Source organism: Acidovorax facilis, from assembly GCF_050626955.1.
Lineage (GTDB): Bacteria > Pseudomonadota > Gammaproteobacteria > Burkholderiales > Burkholderiaceae_C > Acidovorax > Acidovorax facilis.
The window spans coordinates 976,552-996,162 of the sequence record NZ_CP192460.1 but is presented as its reverse complement, the minus strand read 5'-3'; the positions used below and the strand labels follow the sequence as shown (position 1 = coordinate 996,162).

General features: G+C 65.2%; 21 protein-coding genes. 3 read left to right on the top strand and 18 right to left on the bottom strand.

Annotated features, from left to right (window positions below):
• Positions 1-18 precede the first annotated feature (18 nt).
• From ACQ4MJ_RS04520 to ACQ4MJ_RS04510, 3 genes are read right to left on the bottom strand one after another with little or no spacing between them, the layout of a single operon-like run.
• Positions 19-342 carry a non-heme iron oxygenase ferredoxin subunit gene (locus tag ACQ4MJ_RS04520; RefSeq protein ID WP_274108926.1) on the bottom strand — a complete coding sequence of 108 codons (324 nt, stop codon included), beginning with the start codon at positions 340-342 and terminating at the stop codon, positions 19-21.
• Between the two features lie 9 nt (positions 343-351).
• Positions 352-825, bottom strand: a complete 474-nt coding sequence (locus ACQ4MJ_RS04515; protein WP_108499844.1) for an aromatic-ring-hydroxylating dioxygenase subunit beta — start codon at positions 823-825, stop codon at positions 352-354.
• 5 nt (positions 826-830) lie between these two features.
• Complete coding sequence (locus ACQ4MJ_RS04510) at positions 831-2,156, bottom strand: aromatic ring-hydroxylating dioxygenase subunit alpha (protein WP_431149754.1); 1,326 nt, start codon at positions 2,154-2,156, stop codon at positions 831-833.
• Positions 2,157-3,015: 859 nt separating this feature from the next.
• Here ACQ4MJ_RS04510 and ACQ4MJ_RS04505 point away from each other — a divergent pair.
• Together ACQ4MJ_RS04505 and ACQ4MJ_RS04500 are read left to right on the top strand one after the other, a co-directional pair.
• Positions 3,016-3,888, top strand: coding sequence for a serine hydrolase (locus ACQ4MJ_RS04505; protein ID WP_431149755.1), 873 nt, complete (start codon positions 3,016-3,018; stop codon positions 3,886-3,888).
• A 266-nt stretch (positions 3,889-4,154) separates the two neighbouring features.
• Positions 4,155-4,484, top strand: a complete 330-nt coding sequence (locus ACQ4MJ_RS04500) for a hypothetical protein (protein ID WP_431173692.1) — start codon at positions 4,155-4,157, stop codon at positions 4,482-4,484.
• Between the two features lie 8 nt (positions 4,485-4,492).
• On the opposite strand, the gene ACQ4MJ_RS04495 is transcribed toward ACQ4MJ_RS04500, so the two are convergent.
• From ACQ4MJ_RS04495 to cydP, 11 genes are all read right to left on the bottom strand, one after another.
• Positions 4,493-4,954, bottom strand: coding sequence for a PaaI family thioesterase (locus tag ACQ4MJ_RS04495; protein WP_431149756.1), 462 nt, complete (start codon positions 4,952-4,954; stop codon positions 4,493-4,495).
• A gap of 29 nt (positions 4,955-4,983) precedes the next feature.
• Positions 4,984-5,448, bottom strand: coding sequence for a hypothetical protein (locus ACQ4MJ_RS04490; protein WP_431149757.1), 465 nt, complete (start codon positions 5,446-5,448; stop codon positions 4,984-4,986).
• 41 nt (positions 5,449-5,489) lie between these two features.
• Positions 5,490-5,939 (bottom strand): group II truncated hemoglobin, encoded by a 450-nt coding sequence (locus tag ACQ4MJ_RS04485; RefSeq protein WP_431149758.1) that lies wholly within the window; start codon positions 5,937-5,939, stop codon positions 5,490-5,492.
• Positions 5,936-7,072 (bottom strand): NAD(P)/FAD-dependent oxidoreductase, encoded by a 1,137-nt coding sequence (locus ACQ4MJ_RS04480; protein WP_431149759.1) that lies wholly within the window; start codon positions 7,070-7,072, stop codon positions 5,936-5,938. Before ACQ4MJ_RS04480 ends, ACQ4MJ_RS04485 begins: the two co-directional genes overlap by 4 nt.
• The gene (locus ACQ4MJ_RS04475) at positions 7,069-7,710 is read right to left on the bottom strand and encodes a hypothetical protein (RefSeq protein ID WP_431149761.1); all 642 of its coding nucleotides are present in this window, start codon (positions 7,708-7,710) and stop codon (positions 7,069-7,071) included. The genes ACQ4MJ_RS04480 and ACQ4MJ_RS04475 overlap by 4 nt, the downstream gene beginning before the upstream one ends.
• A 1-nt stretch (position 7,711) precedes the next feature.
• Positions 7,712-8,026, bottom strand: coding sequence for a cyd operon YbgE family protein (locus tag ACQ4MJ_RS04470; RefSeq protein ID WP_431149762.1), 315 nt, complete (start codon positions 8,024-8,026; stop codon positions 7,712-7,714).
• Positions 8,023-8,139 (bottom strand): cytochrome bd-I oxidase subunit CydX, encoded by a 117-nt coding sequence (cydX, locus tag ACQ4MJ_RS04465; RefSeq protein WP_431149764.1) that lies wholly within the window; start codon positions 8,137-8,139, stop codon positions 8,023-8,025. The genes ACQ4MJ_RS04470 and cydX overlap by 4 nt, the downstream gene beginning before the upstream one ends.
• A 24-nt stretch (positions 8,140-8,163) precedes the next feature.
• Entirely contained in the window at positions 8,164-8,784 is a 621-nt protein-coding gene (petA, locus tag ACQ4MJ_RS04460; protein ID WP_431149766.1) for a ubiquinol-cytochrome c reductase iron-sulfur subunit, read from the bottom strand.
• A gap of 189 nt (positions 8,785-8,973) precedes the next feature.
• Positions 8,974-10,110 carry a cytochrome d ubiquinol oxidase subunit II gene (gene cydB / locus ACQ4MJ_RS04455; protein ID WP_431149767.1) on the bottom strand — a complete coding sequence of 379 codons (1,137 nt, stop codon included), beginning with the start codon at positions 10,108-10,110 and terminating at the stop codon, positions 8,974-8,976.
• A 9-nt stretch (positions 10,111-10,119) separates the two neighbouring features.
• Positions 10,120-11,691 (bottom strand): cytochrome ubiquinol oxidase subunit I, encoded by a 1,572-nt coding sequence (locus tag ACQ4MJ_RS04450; protein WP_431149768.1) that lies wholly within the window; start codon positions 11,689-11,691, stop codon positions 10,120-10,122.
• A 3-nt stretch (positions 11,692-11,694) separates the two neighbouring features.
• Entirely contained in the window at positions 11,695-11,874 is a 180-nt protein-coding gene (cydP, locus tag ACQ4MJ_RS04445) for a cytochrome oxidase putative small subunit CydP (protein WP_431149769.1), read from the bottom strand.
• A 183-nt stretch (positions 11,875-12,057) separates the two neighbouring features.
• Between cydP and ACQ4MJ_RS04440 the strand changes: the two genes are divergently transcribed.
• On the top strand, positions 12,058-13,422 hold the full coding sequence (locus ACQ4MJ_RS04440; protein ID WP_431149770.1) for a sigma-54 interaction domain-containing protein: 1,365 nt from the start codon (positions 12,058-12,060) through the stop codon (positions 13,420-13,422).
• 877 nt (positions 13,423-14,299) lie between these two features.
• Here the strand turns inward: ACQ4MJ_RS04440 and ACQ4MJ_RS04435 are convergent.
• From ACQ4MJ_RS04435 to ACQ4MJ_RS04420, 4 genes are all read right to left on the bottom strand, one after another.
• Positions 14,300-14,698 carry a hypothetical protein gene (locus ACQ4MJ_RS04435; protein WP_431149771.1) on the bottom strand — a complete coding sequence of 133 codons (399 nt, stop codon included), beginning with the start codon at positions 14,696-14,698 and terminating at the stop codon, positions 14,300-14,302.
• Between the two features lie 72 nt (positions 14,699-14,770).
• Positions 14,771-17,890 carry an efflux RND transporter permease subunit gene (locus tag ACQ4MJ_RS04430; protein WP_431149772.1) on the bottom strand — a complete coding sequence of 1,040 codons (3,120 nt, stop codon included), beginning with the start codon at positions 17,888-17,890 and terminating at the stop codon, positions 14,771-14,773.
• A 9-nt stretch (positions 17,891-17,899) separates the two neighbouring features.
• Positions 17,900-19,021, bottom strand: coding sequence for an efflux RND transporter periplasmic adaptor subunit (locus ACQ4MJ_RS04425; protein WP_431149773.1), 1,122 nt, complete (start codon positions 19,019-19,021; stop codon positions 17,900-17,902).
• Positions 19,018-19,590 carry a hypothetical protein gene (locus ACQ4MJ_RS04420; protein ID WP_431149774.1) on the bottom strand — a complete coding sequence of 191 codons (573 nt, stop codon included), beginning with the start codon at positions 19,588-19,590 and terminating at the stop codon, positions 19,018-19,020. Before ACQ4MJ_RS04420 ends, ACQ4MJ_RS04425 begins: the two co-directional genes overlap by 4 nt.
• Positions 19,591-19,611 lie beyond the last annotated feature (21 nt).

Here is a 19,611-nt window from a genome sequence, read left to right as displayed (position 1 = left end):
TGCTGCGCTCAGAGACTCTCAGTCCAGGGCCAGCCACACTCGGCCGCCCTCGATCTTCACGGGGTAGCTGCGCAGCGGCTCGGTCACCGGCGCGCAGGTGGGCTGGCCTGATCGCACATCAAATTTGCCCTGGTGCAAAGGGCATTCGATCTCGTGCCCCTCCAGAAACCCATCGCACAGGCGCGCATGGCCGTGGGTGCAGATGTTGTCGGTGGCAAACACCTCGCCGCCCACGCCATACAGCGCAATGTCGCGCCCGGCCACGGCCAGGCCCATCACGTCATCCTCTGGCACATCGTCCCGCGCTGCGGCGTCAATCCAGTTTGTCGTCATCGTCGTCATGGCGGCTCCTCAGATGGGGTAGATCAGCGAGTTGGGGATCATCTCGCTGTCGTAGACGACGAGGCGCGATGCGAACTTCAGGCCCTCGGGCGTCGGCACCACCTCATCGAGCGTGCGCCCCACGTTGAACACCGTCGACTCCTTCGACAAGCGCGTGCGCAGCACCGCATAGTTGGCCTCGCAGTGGATGCGGCCATCTGCATCCACCTTATGCACCAGCGGCGCACCCACCACATGGCGCTGGTAGTAGGGGTCGTGGAACAGCGTCTCGCGGATGCCGTAGACGCGGTCTTTCAGCATGCCCTTGCTGTCAAACGCCAGTGTGGCCAGCGGAAACCCGCGCTCGTGGTTCTCGCGCGGCTGCAGCTTGTACACGCAGTGGTCGATGAAAAATTCAGGCCACGCCTCCCAGTCCGCTGCGTCAAGTGCGCGGGCGTAGCGGGCGTAGAGCTGGTTCAGTTCAAAGTAGGTCTGGAAGTCCATCATGGTCAAGCCTCCGCCTCCATCACCTTGCGCCAGTATTCGTACATGCCCCGGATCAGCGTCTCGGTCACCATGTGGTCTGTATCGCCCACATCGCGCCCGCCCAGCTCGGCCAGCGTGCGGTGCGCGGGCTTGGTCTCAAAGCCTTCTTGCGACCACTCGATCACCTCTCCATCGTCGGCCGACACAAAGCCCGCCGGGCCGAACAGATTGGCCTGGCGCAGGCGGCGCTGCGTCATCTCTTCGCTGTCATCTTCAAAGCCAAAGTGCGTCCACACAAAATCGAACGCGCCCTTGCCATCGGGCTGGATGTGGCGCGTGGACACGCTGTTGACCTGCTGCTGAAAGATCACGCTGGGGAACACAGTCATCATCACCGCCGTTGGCACCGACGCCCCCGCGCTCGGCGCCGCAGCGCCCTCCCCGCTGGCTGCGGGGGCCGGGCCCGCCCACCAGTCCTCCTGCGCAATGTCGAGAAAGCGCGGGTCGTTCAGCTCCATGCCCGCCTTGAAGCTGGACACCTGCGTCACATCCGCCGCCTTGCCCGCCGCGCCACGGGTCGAGACCATCGCCGCATGGCGGTGCTGCGCGTCCATCAGCAGTTGCGACTTGTTGTCCGCACGCCAGAGCCCAAAGGTAACGAACCAGGTGTGCAGCAAGCCGGGGTGGTACGGGTCCTTGATGTTCTCTTGCATCAGCTTCCAGTTGCCTGGAATGCGCTGGCGGTTGTAGCCCAGGATGGTGAGCTTGCGGCCATTGAACAGCCGGTCAAAGTAACCCAGGATGGTGGGGCCCAAGAATTCCTCCAGCGGCTCCACGCTGTGGTCAAACGACGCAAACACCACGCCGCCACGCGTGGCCACCTTGAGCTTGGTCAGCCCATGCTCGGCCGGGTTGAATTCCGCAGGCATGCCGCCATTGACCTTGCCATCCTGCTTCACGCCACGCCGAAACGGCACACCCTGCAAGTCACCCGACAGGCTGTAGTTCCACTGGTGGTACGGGCAGGTCAGGCTCTCGCGGTTGCCATGCCGCTCGCGGCAAAACGCCATGCCCCGGTGGGCGCAGACGTTTTCCACCACATGGATCGAAGCATCCTTGTCTCGCACCAGCAGCACCGAACGTTCGCCGATCACGGTGCGCTTGAAATCCCCCGCGTTGGGAATCTCCGCCTCCAGGCCGACATAACACCAGTGCCCGTTGTAGAACAAACGGTCCAGCTCCTTGCGGTACAGCGCCTCATCGGTGTAGGCCTGAAAGGGAATGCGGCTGGTGCCGTCCGTCTCCCAGCGGATCTGCTGCGGGAACACGGTCACGGGGCATTCATGCATGGGCGTCTCCTTTGTTTTTGTCATTGCGAGTCGATCAATCAGTCTGTGGGGTCGATGCGAATGCACCCAGCGCCTGGGGACCGATCATTCGCGCTGTAGCAATATCAGTCAATGGAACGCTGGTGATGTTTCACATCACTGGCGTGAATATGACTTTGACGGCGGTGCGGGAGATTGCAGGGCCATGGGGCGGTGCAAGGCGCGCGAGGCCGCGCCGCACGCAGGTTGCGTGAGCGGGACAAACGGGAGCGGGTACGGGGGCGGTCGGCCGAGAACCATCTACCGATGGGTCTGGGCCGGGCGGACAACCTGCGTGGCAGGGAGGCCGTTGAGGACAATGCTCAGCCGATGGGTGGCTGGGCCATGCGAGGGCATTTCAAATCAGCTCAGATCAGCAGGGGCTGCTTTGCAGCGATTGCTGTCGGTCACGACAAGATTTTGGTCGACCGCTACCTGGCTAGGAGCTGACAGAGAAACCGCATGGAGCAGCGCGCCCTACTCATGACGGGTACCTTTACATGGCTGCAGCGTTTTAGGCGGAACTTTCCCCGCTGATCTTGTTCATTGAAGGTTCTATGGCTAGCGCCTCCATTTTTGCTGCAGCGACAAGCCAATGCCCCCTCGCCGTCTTTCTTCCCCCCTTCGCGGCAATCACTCAAGCTGGCTCGTAGATCCATCTACTTTTGAACAGCCGTCGCGGGGCAGGCTCCGGCGAAGGCGGCTGGCGCTGCTAGTGGTACTGCTGCTGTCTATGCTCGCAGTGTTGGCTTGGTGGAGGCTACCCTTCACCCCCGCTTCGCGACCTCCAGACGCTTCACACGCTAACACCCAGGCACACCCCGTGCGGCCACCTGCGCCTGTGAAAGAGGACTCCCCCGTCGCGCCGGACGACGGACCGATGCCGCAAGCCAATCTTCCAGCGTTTCTGAGCGACAACACCAATCTTTCGTTCGCACGGCGCGCAGGCCTGCACCGCGCTGAAAACCCGCTGGGACTCACTGCCACTGCCGTGATTGCAATCGATGCACAGACAGGGGAAACACTCTTCTCGCGCAATGCCACGGTAGCCCTACCCATTGCCTCGCTGAGCAAGCTCCTGACGGCTATGGTGCTGCTCGACTCTGGCGTCCCGCTCAGTGCACGGATCGCAATCACCAGCGACGATGTGGATAGACTGAGAAACAGCCGATCACGCCTGCAAGTCGGCACCCGCCTCTCCCGCTCCGAGGCGCTGCGTCTGGCACTGATGTCCAGCGATAACCGTGCCGCGCATGCGCTTGCCCGGACCCACCCCGACGGGATCGACGAATTCGTACAGCGGATGAACGTGAAGGCACAGAATGTCGGGGCAGTTCAGGCGACTTTTACCGATCCCACCGGACTTTCAAATGCCAACCGCGCCACCGCGCGCGACGTCGCAGCTCTCGTCGCGGCCGCGGCGAAGTATCCTCTTCTACGGCAGTTCACAACCACCTCAAAGTATCTGGCTCGGTTCGGCAAGCGACGGTTGACCTACCTGAACTCGAACCGGCTAGTACGCCTCGCCCGATGGCCGATAAGGTTGCAGAAGACTGGGTACATTGTGGAGGCAGGTTGGTGCTTGGCAATGACGTTGCGTGTATCGCGCCGGTCTATCAACGTGGTGCTGCTCGATTCTGGCAGCGTTGCCCAGCGTGATGAGGACGCCCGAAAGCTGCGGCGCTGGCTTAAAACGCAAGCAAGTAGAAAGTAGGGGTGGCCGCCGTTGTGCAACCAGCTCACCGAAGCTTGACTTCGTCATGCAAGCAATGGCCGTTGCTACTCCTATTCCGCCAACAGTGCGCGGTAGGCAGAGCAACACTCTTTCCATGCAGACGCGAGCAGAACTCTTGGTGAGAAGCACGTAAAGTGAAGCATCGCTGCGAATCGAAGCTCCATTAGCGTGAAAGACCCGAAGAAACAATTTCGCGCGAAACGTTCGTCCAAGCCAGCATCATTGTTCTTGTAGTGCTTGCGGCGATGCTGCTGCTGCATGCAGCGGAGGCATTTCTCGCAATTTTTCGGGGAATCCTCTTCGCACTTCTGTTCAACAGCGCCGCTCGCTGGACTCGAGTTAAGACCGGCCTGCCCTACAGTGGCGTGCTCGCCTTTTCAATCATTGCTCCCCTGACCGTTCTTAGCCGTGGAGTCTGGTTAGCTGCGCCGGCAGTTTCGGAACAAACGGCGCGGCTTGTCGAACGTGTGCCCGAGGCACTGCGACAACTTCAAGGACAGCTGCGGGAATGGACATGGACCAAACAGGCTCCACGGAACAGGGCGATTCATTTTTTTTCGGCCGCTCGGCATTGATGCAAGCGTCAGCTGCCGAAGCTTTCAGGCATTTGAATGGCCACCACTTCACCGCGTGCCGTGGCCACGTCACCCGCAAACACCGTGGTCTCAATCACCACCTTGCGGCCCTTGATCTCCTTCACGCGTCCGCGGATCACCAGTTCGCCATCGATGGGCGTGGGCTTCAAAAAATCCACGTGCAGCGATCCCGTCACGAAGCGGAACGCGGGCAGCGAGTCCATGTCGCGCCCGGCCTGCCGGTACATCGCGGCTGCAGCGGTCCCGGTGCTGTGGCAGTCGATCAGCGATGCGATCAGGCCACCGTAGGCGAAGCCGGGCACCGAGGTGTGAAAGGGCTCGGGCTTAAAGCGGGTGACGGTCTCATCGCCGTCCCAGAAGGTCTTGATCTGGTGGCCGTGCGGGTTGTGGCTGCCGCAGCCGTAGCAGTGCGACACGTTGTCGGGGTAGTGGTCTTGAAAAGCGTCCATGGGGTCTCCGGTGGTTTTAGAACCTGTTCTTACAGTCCCAGCGCGCTGCGCAGCTGGGCGTCAGTCTTGAGATATTCGAAGTGCGTCACGCGGCCGCCTTCGAGGCGAATTAGCGTGACGGCGTCGTTCTGGCGCGGCCAGTCGGCGAGCTGCTGCTCGTCTAGCGAGACACCCACGTCGAAAGGCTGCTCGCGCAATGAGGGCAGCGCGAAGGTGCGGGTGATGAAGCCCGGCATCTTGCTCATGTCGGCCAGATAGACCGCCTGGCGCGCAGCAAGAAAGCCCTTGGGCTGGGTGCCCAGCACCGACAGCATCAGGTTGGAGGCCTTGCGCCCTGCCGCGAAGAGCACGGTGCGCGTATCTGCAGGGATTTGCCATTCCTGATCGTGCTGGTTTTTTAGCGTGAGCCGGGGCAGGAAATGCCCTGGCTCCACGGGGGCCGCCAGGCTGGCGAGCGGGAACGCCAGCAACAGGGCGAGGGCGAGCTTCTTCATCGGTCGGGCTTTCAGTAGGATGGTAGAACGGTGCGCCAGGCTCAGGCAGCGCAGGCCTGGCCGCCGGTTTCGGCGTGGCCGCCGCCACAGCCTGCGCGGTCCCCGGTGTTGACCATGTGGTCGGCCATTTGCGCGAAGGTGTGGATCAGGCCGTCGCGCAGTTTCTCGTCGGCCACCTGCTCGGTGAGCGCGGTGCGCATGCACAGCATCCATTCGTCGCGCTCGGTGGGCCCGATCGCGTAGGCCACATGGCGCATGCGCAGGCGCGGGTGGCCCTTCTTTTCGATGTAGAGATTGGGGCCGCCGAACCATCCGGAGAGGTACTCGAACAAGCGTTCGTTCGCGCCAACCAGGCTCTCTGGGTGAATGCGGCGCGCCGCGTAGGCCTCAGGCAGCTCGTCCATGAGTTCATAGAAGCGGTCCACGAGCCGGTGCAGCGCGGGCGCGCCGCCCAGGGCGTCGTAGGGTGTGACAGCGATATCGGAGGTCATCGGTACTTTCTCAGATAGGTGTGTTCAAAGAAGCGCTTGGCCCAGTGAAACAGGCGGGTGGACGGCAGGATGATCTGGCGCTGCGGGTTGCGGAACACCAGCGTGCCGTGGTCGATGGCGTCAATGATGCAAATGAGCTCAACCTTGAAGGTGGCGCTCGGCGTCTTTCCGCGCAAACCTGCTACCAGGTTCTCGGCCGCAGCGGCGGCCTGCAGGTCAGCCATGTGGGCCTGCTTGGGCATCCAATCGGGCCCCGGAAAGCTGCCCGAATCGCCCACCACGTACACGTGCTGGCTGCCTTGCACTCGGCACTGGGCATCGGCCTTGAGCAGGCCGCCGGGGGAACGGGCCAGATCGGTCTGGTCGAACCAGGCGTTGCCTGTCATGCCTGGCATGAACAAAATGAGGTCGGCGGGGAACTCGCCGCCTTCGGTCACCACGCGGTCGGCCTCGAACCGGACCATCTTGTGACCCAGGTGCGTCTCTATGCCGCGGCGCTCCATCTCGGCCAGCAGGTGCTTTACCGCCTTCGGGCCCAGCCGGTTGCCTGGTTCGGCCGAGGGGTTGAAGAACACGAGTTTGAAGCGGTCGCGCCGGCCTTCGCGTTTGAGCTGCTCGTCGATCCCAAACAGGAACTCGAACATCGGCCCGCCGCGCACTGCGCTGGGCTCGTTCGGGTTGCCGGCGAAGCCCACGGCAATGGTGCCGCCGTTCAGGGTGCTCAAGCGGTCTCGGATCTTTTCCGCCGCAGCGATGCCTTCGCAGGGGGTGATCGCGTGCTCGATGCCCGGCAACTTCTTGATGAAGCGCCCGCCGCTGGCGATCACCAGCGCGTCGTTCGTCTCTTCGCCCGCCGTGGTGTCCACCACGCGGCCGCCCTCGCGCAGACCCGTGACTTCGCCTGTGACATGGCGCACGTTCATGCGCCGGAAGAAGTTGGCCAGCGGCACGATCAGCTGCTCGCGCGTGCGCAGGCCGCAAGGGATCCAGATGATGCCGGGCAGGTAGTGCAGCTCGGCACGCGGTGCGATCAGCGTGATCTCGGCATGGTGGTCGCGCTGCCGGATTTCACGCACAGTGGACAGGGCGCCAAAGCCGGAGCCGATGACGGTGATGCGGTGGGGGGTACTCATACTGCGTAGGGCTCCTGGTGAGTGGCGGCGTGAAGGCTGGCGACACGGGCCAGAAATCCGTCGCGTGTTTGGCGAGCAAAAAACGGGTGCCAGCGGCGCTGCTCCAGCACCGTGCTCACCGCGCGTGCCTGCCGCTCGTGGCCGGCGAACAGCAGGGTTTCGTCGGGCAGGGTGAAGATGCGCCCGGTCACGCTGTCCCACAGCGCGGCCGGTTCGGCGGGGACGGGCTGGTGCGGGCAGGCGTCTACCGCGAGCAGGCCGCCGCAGAACACGCGGTCGCGCCAGACGAAGCTCAGGCAGGCGGCGGTGTGGCCGGGCGTGGAGAGCACGCGCACGCGCTCGTGGCCAAAGGGCAATTGGGCGCCTTCGGCCACCGCCAGTGCGCCCTCGCGGGCTTCGCCCTGCACCAGCGGCGCGCCCAGTCGGCCCAGCAGGGAAAACTCCATGGGGTGCAGATGATCGTGCTGGTGGGTGCGCAGCACCCAGCGCAGACGCAGCCCGCGCTCGTCCAGCAGGGCCAGCAACACCGGCAGGTCGCGGCTGTGGGGGTCCACCAGTACGGCCTCGCACGCATCGGTGTCGGCCAGCAGATAGCTCAGCTCGCCGCTGCGTTCGTCGTGCAGGATGCGAAACAGCACCTCAGGCTCCCCAGCGCAGCCAGGCCGCCAGCAGCAGTCCAGCCGCGCAGGCCCAGCCCGAAAAGAGCCAGCGCCACACCCCGAAGCGCGGCACGAAACCGACACCACGCACCAGCCCCGCGCTCATGGCCCAGAACAGGGCCATGGCCAGGCCGTGGTCGGCTTTGCCTGCGGCATCAGCGAAAAGCAGCGGGTAGACGCTGCCCACCAGCATGATGGCCAGCGCAGCCAGCAGGCTGGGGAGGTGCACACGGCTGGTCGTTGGCACGGCCGCCGCGCTGAGCGGCGCTGCAGGGGGTGCGGAGGCGGGAGTCATACGTCGCTGCCGTTCGGTTGCGTGCGGGCCTGCTCGTGTTCACCCCACAGGGCGTTGAGGATGGCGAGCAACACCGCGAACCCAACACCGAGCATCCAGGCGAAATACCACATACGGTTCTCCAGTCAATAAAAAATTCAGGCGGCGCCGCTGTCGTCCTCGCCGATCAGCAGGCTGCCGTCGGCGAGGTACTGGTGCGGCGGCACAACCAGGTTGGTGGGCGCGGGCTTGTTGTTGAACACGCGGCCCGCGAAGTCGAAGGTGGAGCCATGGCAGGGGCAGAAGAAGCCGCCCTTCCAGTCGGCTGGCACGCTGGGGTTGCTGGTGCCCTGGTTCAGTGTCACCGGCGAACAGCCCAGGTGGGTGCAGATGCCCACCGTCACGAACAGCTCGGGTTTGATGGAGCGGTGGGTGTTGGTGGCGTAGTGGGGTTGCTGCGGTTTGTGGGATGCGGGGTCGGCCAGATCGCTCATGCCTTCCAGGCTGGCGAGCATCTCGGGGGTGCGCCGCATTACCCACACCGGCTGGCCACGCCACTCCACCGTCCTGACCTCGCCGGCCGCGACACTGGCTGGGTCCATGGTCACGGCCGCGCCCTGCGCCTTCGCGCGCTCGCTGGGTGCAAAGCTGGCCACAAAGGGCACGGCGACGGCAGCGGTCGCGGTGACACCCATCGCGCCGGAGGCGAGCAGCCATGTGCGGCGATCGGGGTCCATGCCGGACTCGGGAGGCAAAGGCAATGCGGGGGCGTGTGACATGGTGGGTCTCCTCAAAGGCCTTGCGGCGGGTGGGGTGCGTGTCTGCAGTGCCAGGCTGCGTGCAACGGGCAGAGCAAGCCCGCACCCCCGATCAGCGGCGAGACCATGGTCCCCAGGCCGAGTCTGGCCAGGCGCAGCACAGGTTGCCCTTTCAGGCGAACCGGCGCAAAGCGGCACAGGCGGACCATCTCAATAGGCCCCGTGCTCGTTCTCGCGGATGTAGGCCGCCGTGACTTTGCCGCGCATGACGCGGTAGGCCCACGACGTGTACACCACGATGAGCGGCATGAAGAGCATCGTGGCCCAGAACATGATCCCCAGCGTGAGGTGGCTGGAGACGCTGTCCCACACCGTGAGGCTGGCCGCAGGCATGGTGCTCGACGGCATGATGAAGGGGAACATGCTGGCCCCTGCGGTGCCAATGACGCCGGTGGTGGCGAGTGACGAGGCCACGAAGGCGGTGAGCGTGCGGCCCCTGCGCATGAGCACAACGGCGGCCAGCGCGCCGACCACTCCGATGGCGGGCAGGAGCCACAGCAGCGGAAGGGCGGTGTAGTTCGCCATCCAGGCGCCGGCTTCGCGCACCACGGTCTTTTCCAGGGGGTTGGGCAGGGCGGCGGGGTCGATCAGCGAGCTGATGCGGTAGCCGTCGATGGACTGCAGCCAGACACCAGCGGCGATGAAGCCGATGACCATGAGCAGCCCGGCGCCCGTGCCAGCGGTGACCGTGCGCTTGTGCACCACCCCTTCGGTGCGGTGCGCCAGGTAGGTTGCGCCCTGCAGGGTGATCATGGCGCTGCTCACCACACCGGCCAACAGGGCAAAGGGGTTGAGCAGTTGCCAGAAGCTGCCGGTGTAGGTGGAGATGAGGTAGCTGTCGAACTGAAACGGCACGCCCTGCAGCAGGTTGCCAAAGGCCACGCCGAAGATCACTGGCGGCACGAACCCCCCGATGAACAGGCCCCAGTCCCAGGTGCTGCGCCAGGTGGCGTTTTGGATCTTGCTGCGGTAGTCAAAGCCCACCGGGCGGAAGAACAGCGCCCACAACACGGCCAGCATGGCCCAGTAAAACCCGCTGAACGCGGTGGCATAGACCAGCGGCCAAGCCGCGAAGATCGCGCCGCCGCCGGTGATGAACCAGACCTGGTTGCCGTCCCAGTGCGGGCCGACGGTGTTGATGACGACGCGGCGCTCGATGTCGCTGCGGCCGACGAATGGCAGCAGGGTGCCCACGCCCATGTCATGGCCGTCCATGATGGCGAAGCCAATGAGCAAAACGCCCACCAGCAACCACCAGATGATCTTGAGGGTTTCGTAGTCGAACATGGTGCTCCTTTAGGCGTGCTGCACAGCGTGATGAATGGGTTCGTGCTCGTAGCGGCCTGTGCCCAGGCTGCCGGGGCCGATGCGCGCGAACTTCACCATCAAATACATTTCGACGATCAGCAGCAGCGTGTAGAAGCCGATAAAGCCGGCCAGCGAGCCATAGAGGCTGTTCACGCTGAGCGTGGACACTGAGAGGTGCGTGGGCAGCACGCCGTAGATGGTCCAGGGCTGGCGGCCGTATTCGGCGACGAACCAGCCGAGCTCGCAGGCAATCCAGGGTGCGGGCAGCATCCACAGTGCCCACTTGAGCAGCCAGGGGCGCTTGCCGCATTCGAGCTTGAGTGAGCTCCAAAAGGCCATGCCGAACAGCGCGAGCATCAGAAAGCCCAGCCCGACCATGATGCGGAAGGCCCAGAACATGGGCGCCACGCGCGGCACAGTGCTGTCCACCGCTTTCTGGACCATTTCGGGCGTGGCCTGGCGCACATCGACCACGTATTTCTTCAGCAGCAGACCGAAGCCCAGGTCGGCCTTGTGTTGCTCGAACAGGGCCTTGGCCGCTGCGTCATTCCGATTAGCGCGCAGGGCTTCGAGCGCGGTCACGGCGTGGATGCCGCTTTCAATGCGTTCGCGGTTCTTGATCTTGATCTCGTGGATGCCGGGAATCTGTTTGTCCACCGAGCGCGTGCCAATCAGGCCCATCACCCAGGGGATCTCGATCTCCCAGTCGTTCTTCTGCTCTGCCTCGTTGATGCTGGCCACCAGCTTGAGGCCTGCCGGTGCGGGCTCGGTTTCCCACATGGCTTCGAGCGCGGCCATCTTGGTTTGCTGCGCCTCGCCCACGGTGTAGCCCGATTCGTCGCCGAGCACGATCACGCTGCACACGCTGGCCAGGCCGAAGGCTGCGGCCACGCGAAAGCTGCGTTTGGCGAATTCGGTGTCGCGGCCCTTGAGCAGGTACCAGCTGGAGATAGAGAGCACAAACATCGCGCCGGTCACATAACCTGCCGAGACGGTGTGCACGAACTTGGCCTGCGCATCCGGGTTGAAGAGAACGGCCCAGAAATCGGTCATCTCCATGCGCATGGTGACGTAGCTGAATTCCGCTCCCACCGGGTTCTGCATCCAGCCGTTGGCGATCAGTATCCAAAGTGCGGAGAGGTTGGTGCCGACCGCCATCAGGATGGTGACCATCAGGTGCTGGGTCTTCGAGAGCCGGTCCCAGCCAAAGAAGAACAGGCCGATCATGGTCGATTCGAGAAAGAAGGCCATCAGGCCCTCGATGGCCAGCGGGGCTCCGAAGATGTCGCCCACGTAGTGCGAGTAGTAGGCCCAGTTGGTGCCGAACTGGAATTCCAGCGTGATGCCGGTGGTCACACCGAGCGCGAAATTGATGCCAAAGAGCTTGCCCCAGAAGCGGGTCATGTCCTTCCAGATGACGTTGCCCGTCATCACATAGACGCTCTCCATGATGACCAGCAGCCACACCATGCCCAGCGTCAGCGGCACGAAAAGAAAGTGGTACATGGCCGTCGCGGCGAACTGCAGGCGCGAGAGGTCAACCAGTTGTTCGGATATCAAGCTTCACTCCTGATGGGTGGTCGGCGCCGGGCGGCTGCCCAGCATCTGCGTGGCTGCGCTGTCGGTGTCTACCGGCACGCGCTGATCCCGCACGAATCCCCACCACAGGCCTGTGAGCACGGCCAGCTTGATTACCAGCACAACGGCCAGCTTGCGCACCAGAAGACGGTCTCTAAGGTCCATGGGATGTAGGGGGTTGGCATACCAGTACCCAAGAAGCGTGCCAGGCGACCACCGGTGAAAAAGTGTCTTTAAATCAACAACTTGTGGATTGCTAGTATTGATGGACTGCCATCAGTAGGCCCTGTAACTGCCAAATCTGGCAGATAATGGCAGTCCCTGTCGCCGCATATAACGGGAGCTCGCTTGAAACCCCTGCCCGAACTCGCGGCCTTCCTTGAAGGTCTGCCTGAGCCGCACATCCTGTTCGACACGCAGTACCGCATCCTGGCCGCCAACGCCGCCTACCGGCGCCAGCACAGCCCCGAGCGCAGCGTGGTGGGTCGCCATTGCTACGAGGTGTCGCACCACTTCGCCGTACCCTGCGACCAGGCGGGTGAGACCTGTCCGCTGGCGCAGTCGCTCCTCTCGGGCCAGCGCGAGCGTGTGCTGCATCTGCACCACACGCCGCAGGGCGAGGAGTACGTGAACATCGAGCTTTCGCCCCTGCCCGGCCCCGACGGTCGGCCTGCCTTTTTTGTGGAAAAGATGGAGCCACTGCGCGTGGCCCAGGGACAGCCGGGGGCGCAGGGCCTGATCGGCCGCTCAGAGGCCTTTCAGCGCATGCTGGCGTTGATGGCGCGCGTGGCGCCTTCACGTGCGAGCGTGCTGCTGCTGGGCGAGTCGGGCACCGGCAAGGAGCTGGTGGCGCGTGCCATCCACGAGGCCAGCCCGCGCGCGGGCAAGCCGCTGGTGGCGGTGGACTGCTCCAGCCTGCCCGACACGCTGTTTGAGTCCGAGCTGTTCGGCCACGAGCGGGGCGCCTTCACCGGCGCCAGCGCCAGCAAGGCGGGGTTGGTTGAGTCGGCCAGCGGCGGCACCCTGTTTCTGGACGAGGTGGGCGACATCCCGCTTCCCATGCAGGTCAAGCTGCTGCGCCTGCTGGAAACCGGCACCTACCGCCGCGTGGGCAGCACCGAGCTCAGGCACGCCGACATTCGCGTGGTGGCAGCCACCCACCGCGACCTGGAGCAGCGGGTGCAAGACGGCAGCTTTCGTGAAGACTTGTATTACCGCCTGTGCACCTTTCCCATCCTGCTGCCTGCGCTGCGCGAGCGGCTGGGGGACGTGGCCCTGCTGGCCCCGGCCCTGCTGGAGCGCGTGGCCGCGCCGCGCCGGCTGGCGATCTCCGCACCCGCGCTGGCCCTGCTCGCGGTCCAGGCTTACCCCGGCAACGTGCGCGAGCTGCGCAACCTGCTGGAGCGCACCGCCCTGCTGTGCGACGGCGATCTGATCGAGCCCGACCACGTGCGCCAGGCCATCGCCACCGGCCGGCGCAGTACTGCACCACCGGCGTCCGTACAGCTGCCGGCCCTCGCCCGCGCGCCCAGCACGGCCACGAGCGACCTCAAGGCGCTGGAGCGCGACGTGCTTCGCAATACCGTGGCACGGCACACGGGCAGCCGCGCCGAGCTTGCGCAGCATCTGGGCATCAGCGAGCGCTCGCTGTACCGCAAGCTCAAGGCGCTGGGGCTGGGGCAGGGGCAGGGAGACGGCAACAGCGCAACCTGACAACCGCCAAAGGTTGAAAAAACCGTGCTGCTGTATCGATGGCGATGTTGGTATGAGACGGCTTGAGGGGAGATGCATTAGGGCCCCGCGCTTGTTGCAGCGCGTTCTGCACGCGGAGCAATCGCTCCCCCGCATCGTTCGCCACGGGCCCGACGGCGGCATTGTCGGTCAGTTGGACGATGATCTGCGGGTCTAGGAACCCCTCTACGATCCGGTAGGCCGCCGTTTCCCGCACGGTGGCATTGCTATGCCCAGTGGCGGATTGCAAGCGCTAAAGATGCACAGACTGGAATGTCATTGCCCAGCTTCTGCTTCAGCGCTGGCTGGATGTTGATGTGAGGACACCGGAGCCTTCTGCCTTGAGGGCAGTCTGAACACGCTCAACCGTCTAGCGACGGACCGGTGATTCCAATGTGGTGTCCGTTCATGGGTGACACCTTGTAACTTCGATCGAGTGCCCTCGCGGGCGGTGTCTGTTTTTGGGGTTCAAAAAAACGCCCAGTAAGTTCTTAACTGTCTGCTGTGGATCGCAGCAGCCGTTAAACGGCTGAATGTCGAGAGACAGCAACCAGCCTAAAACAGCCAGACACTCCGCCCAAAAAAATCTGCCTATTCCCGCCCACGGAAGCTCAGCACCTCGCGCCCAGCATCAACCACCTCACTACCAATTTGATAGCTATAAGCGCTTGATAGACAGGCGGTACAGCCCGATTTTCTTCAAATTTCAGCACACCGCATCACTGAAACCACGCGCACACCCACCTCGCCGGTGCTCAAGGCGCACTGCCACTGAGACAGACAACACACCGCCACGCCAGCAGAAGCCAGCGCAGCGGCGCGTGATGCACAACGCTTTCTTTCTCTCTCCGGCAGCGGCTTACTTCACCGCAAACCGCACATTCGCCGCCTTCTTGCCCGGCAGTGTCACCAGCGCCACCACCTTGGTGCCTGCTGCGACCTTGAAGATGCCTTTGGTTTCGAGTCTGCCCTCGCCGGCCGGTACAAGCACGGCCTCGGATTTTTCGGTGCCGTTGAGCAGGGTGAGCTTGGCGCTCACGCCCTCGGTCTTGGCGGGTTTGCCGTGGTCGCGCAGGTGCAGGGTGAGGGTGTCGGGTTTGGCGACCAGTTCGTAGTCCATGTCGTTGGCTTCGGCCACGATGCCGCCGTGCTGGGGCTTGTGGTCGTGGCCTGCGCCGTGGTCGCCAGCGGCGTAAGCGGCGGTGGTGGCCACAGCTGCGAGGGCCAGGGCGGCGAAAAGTTGGCGGGTGGTTTTCATGAGAGTCCTTTCAAAGGGTAAATGAAAAAGCAAACGAACAAATAAAGAGAACAAATACAAAACAAGAAAAGCTCAGAACGCCTCGGCGTTCTTGTCGTCCAGCAGGCGTTCGGCGTCTTTGCGGCCAAACAGCCAGAACAGGGCCGGGGTGAGGAAGGTGTCGAGCAGCGTGGAGCTGATGAGGCCGCTGAAGATGACCACGGCCACCGGGTGCAGGATTTCGGTGCCGGGGCGTTCGGCCTCCAGCAGCAGCGGGGCCAGGGCAAAGGCGGTGACCAGGGCGGTCATCAGCACGGGGCTTAAGCGCTCCAGCGAGCCGCGCACGATCATGGCGGTGTCAAAGCGCTCGCCTTCCACGCGCATCAGGTTGAGGTAGTGGCTCACCTTCAAAATGCCGTTGCGCACCGAGATGCCCGCCAGCGTGATAAAGCCGATCAGCGCCGCCACCGACAGCGGCTGGCCCGACACCCACAGCCCCAGCACCGCGCCCACCAGCGCCAGCGGGATGTTGGCCATGATGAGTGCCGACAGCGTGGCCGAGCGGTAGCGGGTGTAGAGCACCACAAACATCAGCACCAGCGAGACGATGGCCAGCAGGCCCACCAGGCGGCTGGCTTCTTCCTGCGCCTGGAACTGGCCGCCCAGGGTGATGAAGTAGCCCTCGGGCAGGCGCGTTTCAGCCACGGCCTGGCGGATGTCGGCCACCACGTCGGACAGTGCCCTGCCCTGCGCGTTGGCCGACAGCACGATGCGGCGCTTGCCATCGTCGCGGCTGATCTGGTTGGGGCCGTCGCCCTCTTCGATGGTGGCCAGGCGCGACAGGGGCACGGGGCCACGTGGCGTGTCGATCAGCACACGCGCCAGACCGTCGATGGAGCGTGCGCTGTCGGGCAGGCGCACCACCAGCGCAAAGCGGCGGCTGCCCTCCACCACCTGGGCCACTTTCTCGCCCTCCACCAGCGTCTGCAGCGCGGCCAGCACCTGGGGTGCGGGCACGCCCATTTGCGCAGCGGCGGCGTAGTCCACGCGCACGGTGATCTGCGGCGCCAGCACCTGCTTTTCCACCTCCAGGTCGGCCAGGCCGGGGATGCCCGCCAGCCGTGCGCGCAGGGCCTCGGCCTGGCCGCGCAGCGTGTCCAGGTCGTCGCCAAAGAGCTTGATGGCGATCTGCGAGCGCACGCCCGAGAGCATGTGGTCGATGCGGTGCGAGATGGGCTGGCCGATGGCGATGGCGGCAGGCAGGTGCGCGAGGCGGCTGCGGATGTCGGCCTGCACCTCGGCCATGCTGCGCTTGAGCTCCGCCGCAGGCAGCAGGCCCACATCCAGCTCGCTCACGTGCACGCCTTCGGCATGTTCGTCCAGCTCGGCCCGGCCACTGCGCCGGCCCACGTGCGTGACCTCGGGCACCTGGCGCACCAGCACCTCGGCCTGGCGGGCCAGCGCGCTCGATTCGGCCAGCGTGACGCCGGGGTTGAGCCGCATGCCGACGAGCAGCGTGCCTTCGTTGAACGGGGGCAGGAAGGTCGTGGGGAAAAACGGCACCGCCGCTGCCGACAGCGCCACCGCCGCCGCGCTCACGGCCAGGGCCGTGCGCGGGCGCGCCAGCACGGCCACAAGCCCGTTGCGGTAGCGCGCTTTGAGCCAGGCCACCACGCGCGTGTCGCCGTGGTCCAGGTTCTTCATGCGCGGCAGCAAGTAGAACGCCAGCACCGGCGTGACGGTGACCGACACCAGCAGCGATGCCAGCGTGGACACGATGAACGCAATGCCCAGCGGCACAAACAGCCGCCCCTCGATGCCCGGCAGCGCAAACAGCGGCAAAAACACCAGCACGATGATGGCCGTGGCGTACAGGATGCCGGAGCGCACTTCCATCGACGCGAGTTTGACCACCTCGATGGGGTGCAGGCGGTGGTGGGGGTGCTTGGCGCGGTCCATCTTGAGGCGGCGCAACACGTTTTCCACATCGACCACCGCGTCGTCCACCAGGCCGCCGATGGCAATGGCCAGGCCGCCCAGCGTCATGGTGTTGATCGACAGACCGAAATACTTGAACACCAGCGCCGTGATGAAGATGGACACCGGGATGGCCGTGAGCGCAATCACCGTGGGCCGGAGCGTGCCGAGGAACACGAACAGGATTACCGCCACAAACACCGAGGCGCCCATGAGCTTGCCCTGCAAGGTGGTGACCGAGGCCTCGATGAAGCTTGCCTGGCGGAAGGTGACGCGCGGCGCCTCCATGCCTGCGGGCAGCGAGTTCTTCAGGTCCACCAGCGCGGCCTCGATGCTGCGCGTGAGCCCGATGGTGTCGGCCGTGGGCTGCTTCTGGATGCCCAGGATGACGGCGCCCTGCCCTTCGAAGCCTGCGTCACCACGTTTGGTGGCTGCGGCAAAAGTCGCGTCTGCCACCTGGCGCAGCAGCACGCTCTGGCCGTTTTTGGCGGTGAGTGCCAGGTTCTGCAGGTCTTCGAGCCGCGACGTGCGGCCCAGGTGGCGGATGAGGTATTCGCGCCCGCCCAGCTCCAGAAACCCGCCCGAGGTGTTGGCCGCAAAGCCCTTGAGCGCGCCCGTGAGCTGGTCGTGCGTGATGCCCAGCGCCGCCATGCGCGCCGTGTCGGGCAGCACCTGGAACTGGCGCACCTCGCCACCGATGGGGATCACCTGCGCCACACCGGGGATGGCCATGAGGCGCGGGCGCAGCACCCAGTCGGCGTACTCGCGCACGGCCATGGGCGTGGTCTTGCCCGCGTCGATGGGGATGGCCACCTGCATGATCTCGCCCATGATGGAGCTGATGGGCCCCATGCGCGGCGCGATGCCGCTGGGCAGGCCTTCTTCCATGGACGACAGGCGTTCGGACACCATCTGGCGCGCGCGGTAGATGTCGGTGCTCCAGTCGAAGGTGACGTAGATGAACGACAGGCCCGCGCTGGAGGTGGAGCGCACGCTCTCCACACCGGGCAGGCCGTTCATGGTGGTCTCCAGCGGGAAGGTGATGAGCTGCTCCACCTCTTCAGCGGCCATGCCGCCCGCCTCGGTCATGAGGGTGACGGTGGGTTTGTTGAGGTCGGGGAACACGTCCACCGGCGTGCGTGAGAGCGTGAAGGCGCCATAGGCCATGAGCACGGCGGCGGCGATGAGCACCAGCAGCCGGTTGACCAGGCTGTTTTCGAGAAGCCACTTGAACATAGCGACTCCTTAGCGGACCTGGTTGATGAGCGTGGCGCCCTGCGTGGCCACGCGGTCGCCGGGCTGGAGGCCCGAGGTCACGGCCACCGAGGTGCCATCGAGCGGCACCGCAGTGACCACCCGGGGCACAAAGCGCTCGGGCGACTCCTTGACCCACACGATGGTCTGGTTGGCCGGGTTGCGCAGCAGCGCGGCAGCGGGCACCTGCACGCCATCGACCTTGTCGGTGGACTGCACGAACACGCGCACCGGCTGGCCCAGGGCCAAGGTGCCAAGCGCAGACGAGTCGCCCGCAAACTGCAGCGGCTGCGCCTGATCACGCAGGCTGCGCGCCGCGCCCAGAAAGCGCAGTGGCACACGCTGCCCGGCCACGGCCAGCGTGGCACCGGCCACGCTCTGGGCCTGCGCCGGGTCGTAAGCCAGGGCCTCGATGCGCAGGCGCGATGGGTCTACCACCTCAAACACCAGTTCGCGCGCATCCACCACCTGCCCCGCCACGGCATTGGCCGAGGCGATCACGCCCGAAACGGGGGCCACCAGCGCATCGCGTGTGGCCAGGCCCGCGCCCACGACGCCCAGGCGCTGGGTGAGGCTGTGCAGCTCGCTCTCGGCGGCCTCGATGTCCTTGCGCGGCACGGTGTCTGCCAGCTCTGCCAAGCGCGCCACGCGCCGTGCAGCGAGGTCGCGGGCAGCACGCAGCTCGGCCTGCTGGGCCAGTTGGTTGGAGCGCTCGATGGCGCCCGCCGTGGGCACCACATAGGCCAGCACCTCGCCCTTGCGCACCGCCTGGCCCACGCCAGGCAGGCCCTTGGGCCCGGCCTCCAGTCGGCCTGCCAGCACGGCCTGCACCTTGCCGCCCGCGTTGGGGTCCATCACCACGGTGCCCGCCAGTTCAAAAGCCTTGGCGTGCTGCCCGGTGGCTGCCACCAGAGTGCGCACGCCCAGTTGGCGCTGCGCGGGTTTGGGCAGAAACACGCTGCCATCGGGCTGGCGGCTGGGGCCGTTGCCGGTGGGCGCAGGTGGCGCGTCGCCATGGTCGTGGCCGGGGCCTGCCAGGGCTGGCAGGGGGGCACTGAGCGCGGCGGCCATCAGCAGGGCCAGCAAGGAAGGCATGGGGTGGAAGCGCTTCATGCTGCACCTCCCACGCGCTGGGAGTTGCCCATGCGGGCAGCACGGCCCCGGCGCAGTCCCCAAACGGCTAACAGCGCCAACAGCACGGCGGCCACGGCGCCTGCAATCAGCACAGTGCGGCGGGCCAGCCCTACCGGTGCAGCATCGGTGTGGGCGGCGGGGTGTAGGTCGATCTCGCCTGCGAGCAGGTCGGTGTCAGTGCCTGCGGCCACGGTGGCGGTGACAGGGCTCACGCCCTCGGCCAGCGGGGCGGCCAGAGTGGCCTGGAACTCGCCCTCGGCCACGCGGGTGACGGGCACGCTGGTGCCCGCGATGTCCAGCTCCAGCCGGGCGTCCTTCACGGGGCTGTTGTCGCCCGCGTGGTCCAGGTAGAGCGCGATTTTTTGCCCGTCGAGCACGCCCACCAGTTCAAACAGGTCGGAGGTGGCGGCAAAGCGCGGCAGGGCCGTGCCCGTTGCTGCGGCGGGGGTTTCGCCATGGTCGTGGCCAGCACCGGCCAGCGCGGTCGGCGGTAGCAAGCCCAGCAGCAGGGCCAGGCCCAGTGTGGAGAAAGTGGAAGAGAGTTTCATGGTGTTCAGCAAAAGTGGTGA